Here is a 12,904-nt window from a genome sequence, read left to right on the forward strand (position 1 = left end):
TGACTGTTGAGTTGCATCGCTATTATTCCGGCCCGGGGCGGCAGCAAGCGTATCCCGCGCAAGAACCTCAAGCCGTTCGACGGCGTGCCGATGATCGTCCGCTCGATTCGTACGGCGCTGGATTCGCAGCTGTTCGATCAGGTAATCGTCAGCACTGACGATGAAGAAATCGCCGAGGTCGCGCGGGCGCACGGCGCTCAAGTGCCGTTTATGCGCCCGGCGTCATTGGCCGACGATTTCACCGGCACCGCTGCGGTGATGGTGCATGCGTTGAATGAGCTTCCGGCGTTCGACTATGCCTGCTGTATCTACGCGACTGCGCCGTTGTTGCAGGCGCGGTTTCTGCGGCAGGGATTTGAATTGCTGGAGCAGCACCCGGATAAATCCTTCGCGTTCTCCGTGGCCGGGTTCGGCTTTCCCGTGCAGCGTGCCTTGACCCTTGACGAGCAGGGCGCACTGACATCGTTGTACCCGGAATTTCGCAACACTCGCTCGCAGGATCTGGCCGAAGCCTTTCAAGACGCCGGTCAGTTCTACTGGGGGCGCAGCGAGGCCTGGTTGCGCGGCGATGTGCTGTTTTCCCCGGCGAGCCTGCCGGTGATTCTGCCGCGGCATCTGGTGCAGGACATCGACACCCTCGAAGACTGGAAGCGCGCTGAATACCTGTACGCCGCGCTGAAGGCCGGTGGTGAACTGCAATGAGGGTGCTGATTCGCTCCGACGCGTCGCCGACCATTGGCAGCGGACATATCGCTCGCTTGTTGCCCCTGGCCAGAACCTTGCGCAAGCAGGGCTCGCACGTGGCCTTTGCCTGTCGGCTGCTGCCGGGGCATCGTCTGGACGCGTTGGCGGCCGAAGGTTTTGAAACCTTCGCGCTGCCGCAGCGTTATCCCGATGAAGACCCGCAGCAAGCCATCGAATCCATGCTGCCGTGGCAAGCAGACATCGACGCGTTGGCGCGCGCACTGGAAACCCGTCCAGCGTTCGACTGGATCGTCGTCGACCACTATGGCCTCGACCATCACTGGCAGACGGCGGCCCGGCGCTGGGCGCCACGGATCGCTGCGGTGGATGATCTTGCTACTCGCCGGTACAGCGTCGATTTGTTGCTCAATCAAAACTTGTCCGGCACGCCACAGGCCTACGCTTCGCTGCTCAAATACGATTGCCAAACCTTGCTCGGCCCTCGTTTTGCCATGTTGCGCGATGAATTTCGCTGCCCGGCGATCGAAATCAAACCCCGGGCGAAGCGCGTGCTGGTGAATTTCGGCGGCTTCGATGCGGCGATGCAGACTCACCACGCGATGCTGGCGATGGCGGATTTCAACGCGCTGGAAGTCGACTTCGTGGCCGGTGTCGACAACCCGGCCTGGGACACGATGCAGGCCATGGCAGCGAATCGTCCGAACTGGCGCTTGCACCGCTTTGTCAGCGATTTCCACCGGCTGATGACCGAGGCCGACCTGTTTGTCGGCGCCGGTGGCGGCACCAGTTGGGAACGGGCGGCCATGGGGCTGCCGACGATTTGCATTGCGGTCTCGAACAATCAGCAGGCCAACGGCGAGGTCATGGGCGCCTCGGGTGCCCATGTGTATCTGGGCGCTCGTGAGCAGGTCAGCGTCGAGCAGTTGCGCCAGGCGATCGGTTTTGTCGCGGGCAATCAGGGGATACGCCAGAGCCTGGCCGACCATTCACGGCAATTGGTTGATGGCCGCGGTGCGCAGCGGGTGGCGGCGGCCTTGGCCGGTGCGGTGTTACAGATCCGTCCGGCGACCGCAACCGATGCCCGGCTTTTGTTTGACGGACGTAATGCCGAGGCGGTACGGCGCTGGTCGCTGGAGACCGGGGCGATTGAATGGTCGTCACATCTAAACTGGCTGGCCGCCAGTTTGAACAATGCGCAGCGCTTGCTGTTGATCGCTGAAGCCGATGACGGTCCGGTGGGCGTGTTGCGTTATGACTTGCGCGGCTTTGAAGCCGAAGTCTCGATTTATCTGTTCGAAGATCGCATCGGCCTGGGCTGGGGCAGGGCGCTGCTGGCTCGCGGCGAGGCGTTCGTGACAGCCCACTGGCCGCAACTGACCGTCATCACCGCCCAAGTGTTGCCGACCAACCAGCCGTCGCTGAAGGTGTTTCGCGAAGCCGGTTTCACTCAGAGTGCTTGCGCGTTCACGCGCATATTGAAGGATCACAGAAATGACTAGCTTCAAGATTGGCGACCGCTTGATCGGTGCCGACGCGCCGCCGTTTATCATCGCCGAGATGAGTGGCAACCATAACCAGTCGCTGGACATGGCTTTGCAAATCGTCGACGCCGCGGCCAAGGCCGGCGCGCATGCCTTGAAGCTGCAAACCTACACCGCAGACACCATGACCCTGGACCTGTCCGAAGGCGAGTTCTTCATCAAGGACCCCAACAGTCTGTGGGCCGGGACCTCGTTGTATGCGTTGTATGAGAAAGCGCATACGCCGTGGGAGTGGCATGCACCGATTTTTGCCCGGGCCAAGGAACTGGGCATGCTGGCGTTCTCCACGCCGTTCGATGACAGCGCCGTTGACTTCCTGGAAAGCCTCGATGTGCCGGCCTACAAGATCGCCAGTTTCGAGAACACCGACCTGCCGCTGATTCGCCGTGTCGCGGCCACCGGCAAGCCCTTGATCATCTCCACCGGCATGGCCAGCATCGCCGAGCTGGACGAAACCGTGCGCGCGGCCCGCGAGGCGGGGTGCAAGGACCTGGTGTTGCTCAAATGCACCAGCACTTATCCGGCGACCCCGGCCAACAGTAACGTGCGCACAATTCCACATTTGCGTGAGTTGTTTGGCTGCGAAGTCGGGCTGTCCGATCACTCGATGGGTGTCGGCGTGTCCGTGGCCGCGGTGGCATTGGGGGCGACGGTGGTGGAAAAACACTTCACCCTCGACCGTTCGGCCGGCGGCGTGGACGCCAGTTTCTCCCTGGAACCGGCCGAACTCGAAAGCCTGGTGATCGAAACCGAGCGTGCCTGGCAAGCCATGGGCCAGGTGCATTACGGTGTCACCGAAGCGGAGCGCAAGTCCCTGGTGTACCGACGTTCGCTCTATGTCACACAAGACATGGCGGCCGGCGAGCCGTTCACCGTCGTCAATCTGCGAGCCATCCGTCCTGGCCTGGGGCTGGCGCCCAAACACGCTGAAACCCTTCTGGGCCGTCGTGCCCGCCACGCCATCAAGCGTGGAACCGCGCTGGACTGGTCGTTGGTCGAATAACGCGTTGTAGGCCTGTTTCGGCAAAATAGCGTGACCTGAGAGTCATAACGCGCATCTTCACTGTATTGTATTAATCGGGAAGGTGGCGCCTGGTCTCTGTTTGGTCCAGTGATAGTCTTTTATTCTTTCCGCTGTCGCCTCTATGGGGCGACGTTTTTCTCTGTTTGTCGGCGCCCCTCGAATCATTACGAGCGGTGGTATTGGGCTGTTTATTATTGGGAAGCCGTAATGATTGGCATAAAAAGCATTGCGAGCTACGTTCCTGTAGCCGGCGTGGACAATTACGCACAAGGTGCAAAGTTCGAAAAGGATGAAGAGTTCATCCTGGGCAAAATCGGCTCGGCCTTCCTGCCGCGCAAAGACGCCGGACAAGAAACGTCGGACCTGTGTGTCGAAGCAGCCAACGCGCTGTTCGCCAACAACCCCGATCTGAAACGCGAATCCATTGACGTACTGATTGTCGTCACCCAGAACGGTGACGAAGAAGGCTTGCCCCACACCGCAGCCATCGTTCAGGACAAACTCGGCCTGCCAACCACCGTGGCTGCGTTCGATATCTCCCTGGGCTGCTCCGGCTACGTTTACGGCATTTACGCGATCAAGGGCTTCATGGAAGCCGCCGGCCTGAAGAATGGCTTGCTGATCACTGCCGACCCGTATTCGAAGATCGTCGACCCGGAAGACCGCAACACCACCATGCTTTTCGGCGACGCCGCTACTGCGACCTGGATGGGTGAAGACGCGCCTTGGCAGCTGGGCAAAGCCAAGTTCGGCACCGACGGTTCCGGTGCGCCGCACCTGAAAGTCACCGATGGCGTGTTCTATATGAACGGCCGTCAGGTGTTCAACTTTGCGCTGCTCAAAGTGCCGGCGCACTTGCATGAACTGCTGGCCGACTCGCAACTGACGGCTGACGACATCGACGCTTTCTGCATTCACCAGGGCAGCGCAGCAATTGTCGACGCCGTAGCGCGTCGCTTCGAAGGCGAGCCGGAGAAGTTCATCAAGGACATGGTCGAGACCGGCAACACCGTGTCGTCGAGCATTCCGCTGCTGTTGGAAAAACACGTGCTGGACTCCGACTGGAAGCGCGTCGCGTTGAGCGGTTTCGGTGTGGGTCTGTCCTGGGGCTCGGCGATTCTCTATCGCCCTTGAACCCGGTGCTTTAGTCAAAGAAAGCCAGACACAAAAAAAGCGCTCAAGGTGTAATCTTGAGCGCTATTTTTTTGCCCGAACCAAAAGCGAGGCGCCATGAGCGAGTTCTTTGAGCACAACGTCGACGTCATCCAGCAACGCTGGCCGGCGTTGGCTGTGCGCTTGCTGGTCGAAGACACGAACCTGCTACAGGCTGATCTGGTGGAGGGCCTGGGCTCGACGTTGAGCATCAATGGCATTCAACTGACCAGTCGCCATGATCGCAGTCGCGAGGCCGTGCTTCAGGCCGACAGCTTGCCGGTCGACAGTCCGGTGGCGCATGTCTACGGCACCGGGCTCGGCGATCTGCAAACGGAGTTGCTGCAACGTGCCAGTCTTCAACGGTTGTACGTGCACATCCTCAACGGCGCCGTGTTTGCCCTGGTGCTGCAACTGCTCGATCAACAGGCGTGGCTCAGCGATCCACGGGTCGAACTGTTGTATGCCGGTGATCTGGGGGAAATCCAGCTGCCGTTTTTTGCCCTGCCCTCCGAGCTCGTGCTGGCCGACGATTTCAACGCGAAGATCCGTGATCGGCTGATCAGCGAAACCCACCTGACTTTCAATAATCGTGAATTCGATCCACAGGCGCCTGAGATTATCGAGCGCTTGCAGGTCAGTCTCGAATGGGTGCAGGGCGATCGCGATGTGGCCGAGTTGTTCGGTTCACAGCCGGGGCGGGAGATCTTTGTCATCGCCACCGGGCCAAGCCTGGAACAGCACTTTGCGACCTTGCGCGCGATTCGCAATGAAGCCGGGCGGCCGTTGTTCATCTGCGTCGATACGGCCTATCGCCCGCTGCTCAAGCACGGCATTCGTCCCGACATTGTCGTCAGCATCGACCAGCGCATTTCCGACCGGCACCTGCCGGCTGAAGGCACGGCCGACATCACGCTGGTGTACATGCCCATGCTGGATCCGGTGGTGATTGAAGCCTGGCAGGGGCCACGTTATACCGGTTACTCCGCGAGCCCGATCTACCAGCAGTTACGTCGGCAATTGCCAAGGGGTGAGTTGTATGTCGGTGGCAGCGTGATCCATCCGGCGGCGGACCTGGCGGTGAAGATGGGCGCGGCACAGGTCACGCTGTTCGGCGCCGACTTCGCCTTTCCGGGTGACAAGACTCACGCCGGCTGGAGCGATGGTGATCTGGGGCCGCAACTGGGGGCTGCCAAGCACTGGGTACTGGACGGTCACGGTCAGCGCATCAAGACTCAGCTCAACTTCCGCAGCTATCTGTGTGAGCTGGAGCGTTTTATTGCGGGTCATCCGCAGGTACGTTTCTATAACAGCAGTCGGGCAGGGGCGATGATCGCCGGCACGGTTTTTCATCCGGAGTTTGCGTCATGAGCGCGCTTGAAACCTTCGTTGCCGACGCGCAGCAATGTGCAGCTTTGTTCCGCTTGGGGCGTGATGTCGAAGCCGGTCTGGCGATGATCGAGTTGGCCGGTACAGTCCACCCGGCGTTCGATTCGAAGCCGCAGGAGGCTCAGCAGCAGTGGGCGTTTGTGCTCGGCCAGATGTTCGCGTGTCAGGAGGCGCAGAACTGGCTCGCACTGGCCGATTACCTGGAATATGAACTGGTCGAGCTGCTGACCGAAAGCCTGTCTGTTTAAGCCATTTCCCTTCTGTCGGTGCCGGCGAGTCCTCGCCGATCTGTCGCCGACATTTCCCTGACGTCATTTTTTCGCTATTGGAACGTCGCCAACCCCTTGATTTACAGGGGGTGGCAACGTGATGGCAAATAATTTTGAAAATCCCCTAAAGCAAGTTGCATTGGCGACGATAACTATTACGAAGGTTCTCTAGGCCATACCCGGCGGTTGCCAGGGCCGGAAGCCGCAGTACCCAACCAACGAGGAATTCGTCATGGCTTTAACAGTAAACACCAACGTCACATCGTTGAGCGTTCAGAAGAACCTGAACCGCTCCTCCGACGCTCTGTCGACTTCGATGACTCGTCTGTCTTCCGGCCTGAAAATCAACAGCGCCAAAGACGACGCCGCCGGCCTGCAAATCACCACTCGTATGACCGCGCAAATCCGCGGTCAGACCATGGCGATCAAAAACGCCAACGACGGTATCTCGATCGCTCAGACCGCTGAAGGCGCGATGCAGGAAACCACCAACATTCTGCAGCGTATGCGTGAACTGGCCGTACAAGCTCGAAACGACTCGAACGGTACTCAAGACCGTGTGGCTCTGAACAAAGAATTCGCGGCAATGTCGGACGAGATCACTCGTATCGCCAACTCCACCAACCTGAACGGCAAGAACCTGCTGGACGGTACTGCTGGCACCATGACCTTCCAGGTTGGTTCCAACACTGGTTCGGCTAACCAGATCACCCTGACTCTGGCTTCGGGCTTCGGCGCTGCAACCCTGTCGGTTGACTCGGCTACCACCCAGATCACTGGTAACAGCTCGGCTACCGCTCAGGCTTCGTTCTCCGCTGCCATCACCCGTATCGATGCTGCTCTGCAGACCATCAACAGCGCGCGTGCTGACCTCGGTGCTGCACAAAACCGTCTGACCAGCACCATCTCCAACCTGCAGAACATCAACGAAAACGCCAGTGCTGCTCGTGGTCGCGTACAAGATACCGACTTCGCTGCTGAAACTGCAGAACTGACCAAGCAACAAACTCTGCAACAAGCTTCCACCGCAGTTCTGGCCCAGGCCAACCAACTGCCATCCGCTGTTCTGAAACTGCTTCAGTAATAGCTGATTGAGTTTTGGCGAGGGGTGTGCGCTGGTCGTACCCTCTCGCTTTTTTACTTTTAGAGGTGATGGACATGGATATGAGCGTGAAGCTGAACTTGTCTTATCCAACGGCGAAGCAAGCGACCACTGTTGCTGACAAGCCTGCGGAAAAGCCTCGAGCGGAGCCCGCGAAAGTGGTCGACGTCAAGGAGGTGCGCAAGAGCGCACAAGCCGAGCAGGACAAACTGAAAATGGCTGTTCAAGAAATTGAAAAGTTCGTTCAGTCGGTCAAGCGTAATCTGGAGTTCTCGATTGATGAGCCTTCAGGTCAGGTTGTTGTGAAGGTCATTGCCAGTGAGTCCGGTGAGGTGGTCCGTCAGATCCCCAACGAAGAAGTCCTGAAACTGGCCAATAGTTTGAATGATGCAAGCAGCTTGTTGTTCAGCGCTAAAGCCTGACAGCTGGCACGAATTTTGTTGTTATGTTCTTTTGGGCGTTGTAGTGGTCAAAAGACCGGCGACACACTGAAGGGAGTTCTACATGGCAAGTCCAATTTTACCGGGCACGGGTCTAGGCTCCGGCCTTGATACCGGTGCTATCGTCAAAGCCTTGGTAAACGCTGACAAAGCGGCCAAGCAAGGTCAGATCGACCGTGGGACCGCCACCAACTCGGCGAGTATTTCCGGGGTCGGTACCTTGAAATCGCTGCTGGCCACGTTCCAGACCGCGCTCAAGGATCTGGGTAGCACGACATCTCCTCAGTTCACAGGTTTTGCAGCGACCACCGCCAACGCCAAAGTGGTCACCGCCACCGCTAACAACTCAGCGGTCGCCGGTACTTACACCGTCGCCGTCACCCAATTGGCAACCAGCTCGAAAGTGGCCAGTGCCGCCTTCGCCGGTGGTGCAACCAGCCCGATCGCGTCAGGCACCCTGACGATCAATCAGGGCAGCAAGTCCTACACCGTTAACGTTGCGGCGGGCGCCACCCTGCAATCGGTTCGCGACTCCATCAACACTCAGTACCAGTCCAGTGGCCTCAGCGCCAACATCGTGACCGACAGTTTCGGTTCGCGTCTGGTGCTGGGTTCCAGCACAACGGGTGCTGGGTCCGAGCTCAAGGTCAGCGGTATTGCCGGTCTGGACATGGACGGTACAGTGAAAATGGCGGCAACGCCGACTGCGACTTCTTCGGGCGCCATCGGCGAATTGCCTGTGGATGCGCTCTACAGCGTTGATGGCTTGGCGATGAGCAGTCCTTCCAACACCGTGAGCAACGTTTCCGGGTTGTCGATGACCTTGCTGTCCAAGGACACCACCACCGTAACCGTCGCAGGCAACAACGATGGCCTGAAGGCTTCGATCCAGAAGTTTGTCGATGCCTACAACGCCGTCGCCAACGCTGTGACGTCCTTGACCAAGCCGTCCCTGGACGACGATGGCAAGCCGACCATCCCTGCTGCGCTGACCGGTGACGCGATGCCGCGTTCGATTCTGGCAGGCATGCGTGGCCCACTGTCCACGACCGGTGCCGGCGACAAGCTGACCGTGCTCTCGCAGTTGGGGATTACCACTGACCAGAAAACCGGTGCGCTGAACTTCGACTCCGTCAAGTTCACCGCGGCGATGAATGACAAGAAGCTCGGCGGCGAGGTTCAGACCCTGTTTACCGGTACCAATGGTCTGCTCGAGCGCATGAACAATGTGATCAAGCCGTACACCGATACCGGCGGTATTCTGGATACCCGCACCACCAGCCTGAACGTGACCAAAACCAGGTTGGCCGCCGACCAGGGTGCACTTGATCGTCGAATCGAGACCCTGACCGCTGTACTGACCAAAAAGTACAACGACATGGATACGCTCGTTGGTAAGTTGAAAGCGACAGCCAGCAATATCACCGGTATGTTTGAGGCGATGGCTGCGCAACAGAAGAACTCGTAACACGCATAACGCCAAAAGCCCGGCAGCGTTTTCAAGCGCTCCGGGCTTTTTGCATTTGAATCTAAAGTTTTTTGACGCGTCGTCGATACACTGGTTAGACGAACTACAGAATTTTGATGAGGTACAACATGAATCCAATGTTAGCCCTTCGCCAATACAAGAAGATTGGCGCTCAGGCGCAAACTTCCGAAGCCAGTCCGCATCGTCTGGTGCAGATGTTGATGGAGGGCGGGCTGGACCGTATCGCCCAGGCTAAGGGCGCGATGGAGCGCAAAGATATTCCGAACAAGGGCGTCCTGATCGGCAAGGCCATCGGCATCATCGGTGGTTTGCGTGAAGGCCTGGACCTTGAGAACTCTGTTGAGAGCGTCGGTGAACTGGATAACCTGTACACCTACATGATGAAGCGTCTGGCCGAGGCCAACATCAAGACTGATCCTGCGATTCTCGACGAAGTGGCTGATCTGCTTCGAACAGTCAAAGATGGTTGGGATGCGATTGCCGCACCGGGTCCGCAGTTTTAAGGAGATCACCATGAGTCTTGTATTGCAGCGTATCGAACACACCCGCGAAGCCCTGGTCGGCGCATTGGCCGATCGAAACTGGGAGGCCATCGGTGAGTTGGACCTGGCGTGTCGTTCCTGCATGGAAGACGTCTTGAGTGAAGCTTCGGTGGACGAAGCTGCCCTGCGCGATAATCTTGAGGAGTTGCTGGGGGTGTACAAGCAGCTTCTTGAGGCGGCGACGGGGGAGAGGCAGGCGATAGTCGACGAGATGTCGCAGATCCATCAAGCACAGAGTGCGGCAAAGGTTTACCATCTGTTTGGTTAATTAATCCTCAGTTAATCCAAACATAGTGCGCCATAAATTTGACTGTGCACGGTTTTTTGACTTAACTAGTGGCTGGTTCCAGATTTCAGGCGTCTACAGGCATAACGTGTCTGCAAGCGTCTAGCTTGCCCCATCATTTTGGGCATTGAGTTGACTAGGGAAGTTGCTATTGCATGTGGCGTGAAACCAAAATTCTGCTGATTGATGACGATAGCGTCCGTCGCCGCGATTTGGCGGTGATTTTAAATTTTCTTGGCGAAGAAAATTTACCCTGCGGTAGCCATGACTGGCAGCAGGCGGTCGGCTCTTTGTCATCAAGTCGTGAAGTGATCTGTGTCCTGATCGGGACGGTCAATGCTCCTGGCGCACTTCCGGGCTTGTTAAAGACACTCGCAACCTGGGATGAGTTCCTTCCGGTTTTGTTAATGGGCGATAATTCTTCCGTTGACTTGCCTGAAGACCAGCGTCGCCGAGTGCTTTCGACCCTTGAAATGCCACCCAGCTACAGCAAATTGCTCGACTCGTTGCACCGTGCCCAGGTCTATCGCGAGATGTATGACCAGGCCCGCGAGCGCGGTCGTCATCGTGAACCCAATCTGTTCCGCAGCCTCGTCGGCACCAGCCGGGCGATCCAGCACGTCCGTCAGATGATGCAGCAAGTGGCCGACACCGACGCCAGCGTGCTGATCCTCGGCGAATCAGGCACTGGCAAGGAAGTGGTCGCGCGCAACCTGCATTACCACTCCAAGCGCCGTGACGCGCCGTTCGTTCCCGTCAACTGCGGGGCGATCCCGGCCGAGTTGCTGGAAAGCGAATTGTTCGGCCACGAGAAGGGCGCCTTCACCGGGGCCATCACCAGCCGCGCCGGGCGTTTCGAGCTGGCCAACGGCGGCACCCTGTTCCTCGACGAAATCGGCGACATGCCGTTGCCGATGCAGGTCAAGTTGCTGCGTGTGTTGCAGGAGCGCACCTTCGAGCGTGTGGGTAGCAACAAGACCCAGAGCGTCGACGTGCGCATCATTGCGGCGACTCACAAGAACCTCGAAAGCATGATCGAGATCGGCACCTTCCGCGAAGATTTGTACTACCGCCTGAACGTGTTCCCGATCGAGATGGCGCCACTGCGTGAACGTGTCGAAGACATCCCGTTGCTGATGAACGAGTTGATCTCGCGCATGGAGCACGAAAAGCGCGGTTCGATACGTTTCAACTCGGCTGCGATCATGTCGCTGTGCCGTCACGGCTGGCCGGGCAACGTTCGCGAGCTCGCCAACCTGGTGGAGCGCATGGCGATCATGCACCCGTACGGGGTGATTGGCGTGGTCGAACTGCCGAAGAAATTCCGCTACGTCGATGACGAAGATGAGCAACTGGTCGACAGCCTGCGCAGCGATCTTGAAGAACGAGTGGCGATCAACGGCCATACCCCGGACTTCACCGCCAACGCCCTGCTGCCGCCGGAAGGCCTCGACTTGAAAGACTACCTCGGTGGTCTGGAGCAGGGGCTGATTCAGCAGGCGCTGGATGATGCCAATGGCATCGTCGCCCGCGCTGCAGAACGCCTGCGTATTCGTCGCACCACCCTGGTGGAGAAGATGCGCAAGTACGGCATGAGCCGTCGCGACGGTGATGAACAGGCGGATGATTGACGCCTGTTTTTCAAGTCGTTCATTTATAGGCGGTTTTTTTTAGGCACGGGTATTGCTACATCCCTCGCAACGTTCCGTTTAACTGACGGTCAGCCAAGCGAGAGAGCACGATGCCCCAAGCCGCCCAGATGTCTCCTGTCCCTGACACTTCGGGGCAACCGTCGTCCGTAGAGCAGGCAAGCCGGCTTGGCCTTGAACAGGCGTTCTCGCTGTTCAATCAGATGTCGAGCCAGTTGACTGATTCCTACAGCATGCTTGAAGCCCGGGTCACCGAGCTCAAGGGTGAGTTGGCGGTGGTCAGCGCCCAGCGCATGCAAGAACTGGCGGAAAAAGAACGCCTGGCCAACCGTCTGCAAAACCTCCTCGATCTGTTGCCTGGCGGCGTCATCGTCATTGATGCCCAGGGCATCGTGCGCGAAGCCAACCCGGCGGCCTGCGAGCTGCTCGGTCTGCCCCTCGAGGGCGAACTCTGGCGCCATGTCATTGCCCGCTGCTTTGCCCCTCGCGAAGATGACGGTCACGAAATCTCCCTCAAGGACGGTCGGCGTCTGTCGATCGCCACTCGCTCGCTGGATGCCGAGCCGGGGCAGTTGGTGTTGCTCAACGACCTGACTGAAACCCGTCATCTGCAAGATCAACTGGCCCGACACGAACGCCTGTCGTCCCTCGGTCGAATGGTCGCTTCGTTGGCCCATCAAATTCGTACACCGCTGTCAGCCGCTTTGCTCTACGCCAGCCATTTGACTGAGCAGGAATTGCCGGTCGCCACGCAACAGCGTTTCGCCGGGCGCCTGAAAGAGCGTTTGCATGAGCTGGAACATCAGGTCCGCGACATGTTGGTGTTCGCTCGCGGCGAGTTGCCGTTGACTGACCGTGTCACGCCCAAGCAACTGATGCAGTCGTTGCAATCGGCGGCGCTGACTCATGTGCAGGACCTGCCGATTCGCTGGCAGTGCGACAGTCACGCCGGTGAGTTGCTGTGCAACCGCGACACCCTGGTCGGCGCGATCCTTAACCTGATCGAGAACGCGATCCAGGCCAGCGCTGGCGATGTCCGGTTGAAGGTGCATTTCTACGCCCGTGAAAACAACCTGCGCGTGTGTGTCAGTGACAGCGGCAGCGGCATCGACAGCAAAGTGCTGGCGCGCCTGGGCGAGCCGTTTTTCACCACTAAAACCACCGGAACCGGCCTGGGCCTGACCGTGGTCAAGGCAGTGGCCCGTGCTCATCAGGGAGAATTGCAGTTGCGCTCGCGGCCGGGGCGCGGCACCTGTGCGCAAGTCATCCTGCCGCTTTTTTCCGGTGAACAGCCCAACGCTCACGGAGCGGAGTGA

General features: G+C 58.7%; 13 protein-coding genes. All 13 read left to right on the plus strand.

The window, feature by feature from the left end; translation table 11 throughout:
- Nucleotides 1-6: 6 nt before the first annotated feature.
- The 13 genes from pseF to ACA072_RS07810 all read left to right on the plus strand — a co-directional run bounded on the left by pseF (nucleotide 7) and on the right by ACA072_RS07810 (nucleotide 12,904).
- Complete coding sequence (gene pseF, locus ACA072_RS07750) at nucleotides 7-702, plus strand: pseudaminic acid cytidylyltransferase (RefSeq protein ID WP_497623857.1); 696 nt, start codon at nucleotides 7-9, stop codon at nucleotides 700-702.
- A complete protein-coding gene (gene pseG, locus ACA072_RS07755; protein ID WP_497623858.1) occupies nucleotides 699-2,204 on the plus strand; it encodes a UDP-2,4-diacetamido-2,4,6-trideoxy-beta-L-altropyranose hydrolase in 1,506 nt (501 codons plus the stop codon). Before pseF ends, pseG begins: the two co-directional genes overlap by 4 nt.
- Nucleotides 2,197-3,249, plus strand: a complete 1,053-nt coding sequence (pseI, locus tag ACA072_RS07760; protein WP_497623859.1) for a pseudaminic acid synthase — start codon at nucleotides 2,197-2,199, stop codon at nucleotides 3,247-3,249. The genes pseG and pseI overlap by 8 nt, the downstream gene beginning before the upstream one ends.
- 228 nt (nucleotides 3,250-3,477) lie before the next feature.
- The gene (locus ACA072_RS07765; protein ID WP_497623860.1) at nucleotides 3,478-4,404 is read left to right on the plus strand and encodes a ketoacyl-ACP synthase III; all 927 of its coding nucleotides are present in this window, start codon (nucleotides 3,478-3,480) and stop codon (nucleotides 4,402-4,404) included.
- 96 nt (nucleotides 4,405-4,500) lie between these two features.
- Nucleotides 4,501-5,793 (plus strand): motility associated factor glycosyltransferase family protein, encoded by a 1,293-nt coding sequence (locus ACA072_RS07770; protein ID WP_497623861.1) that lies wholly within the window; start codon nucleotides 4,501-4,503, stop codon nucleotides 5,791-5,793.
- On the plus strand, nucleotides 5,790-6,059 hold the full coding sequence (locus tag ACA072_RS07775) for a hypothetical protein (protein ID WP_497623862.1): 270 nt from the start codon (nucleotides 5,790-5,792) through the stop codon (nucleotides 6,057-6,059). The genes ACA072_RS07770 and ACA072_RS07775 overlap by 4 nt, the downstream gene beginning before the upstream one ends.
- Before the next feature lie 253 nt (nucleotides 6,060-6,312).
- Nucleotides 6,313-7,164 carry a flagellin domain-containing protein gene (locus tag ACA072_RS07780; protein ID WP_497623863.1) on the plus strand — a complete coding sequence of 284 codons (852 nt, stop codon included), beginning with the start codon at nucleotides 6,313-6,315 and terminating at the stop codon, nucleotides 7,162-7,164.
- Nucleotides 7,165-7,238: 74 nt separating this feature from the next.
- Nucleotides 7,239-7,604, plus strand: a complete 366-nt coding sequence (locus ACA072_RS07785) for a flagellar protein FlaG (protein WP_497623864.1) — start codon at nucleotides 7,239-7,241, stop codon at nucleotides 7,602-7,604.
- An 82-nt stretch (nucleotides 7,605-7,686) separates the two neighbouring features.
- Entirely contained in the window at nucleotides 7,687-9,090 is a 1,404-nt protein-coding gene (gene fliD, locus ACA072_RS07790) for a flagellar filament capping protein FliD (RefSeq protein ID WP_497623865.1), read from the plus strand.
- Nucleotides 9,091-9,218: 128 nt separating this feature from the next.
- The gene (gene fliS / locus ACA072_RS07795; RefSeq protein WP_497623866.1) at nucleotides 9,219-9,614 is read left to right on the plus strand and encodes a flagellar export chaperone FliS; all 396 of its coding nucleotides are present in this window, start codon (nucleotides 9,219-9,221) and stop codon (nucleotides 9,612-9,614) included.
- A gap of 10 nt (nucleotides 9,615-9,624) precedes the next feature.
- Entirely contained in the window at nucleotides 9,625-9,921 is a 297-nt protein-coding gene (gene fliT / locus ACA072_RS07800) for a flagellar protein FliT (RefSeq protein WP_497623867.1), read from the plus strand.
- 173 nt (nucleotides 9,922-10,094) lie between these two features.
- The gene (locus ACA072_RS07805; RefSeq protein WP_131061623.1) at nucleotides 10,095-11,570 is read left to right on the plus strand and encodes a sigma-54 dependent transcriptional regulator; all 1,476 of its coding nucleotides are present in this window, start codon (nucleotides 10,095-10,097) and stop codon (nucleotides 11,568-11,570) included.
- 128 nt (nucleotides 11,571-11,698) lie between these two features.
- Complete coding sequence (locus tag ACA072_RS07810) at nucleotides 11,699-12,904, plus strand: sensor histidine kinase (protein WP_497624955.1); 1,206 nt, start codon at nucleotides 11,699-11,701, stop codon at nucleotides 12,902-12,904.

This window comes from Pseudomonas sp. LBUM1656 (assembly GCF_059716065.1).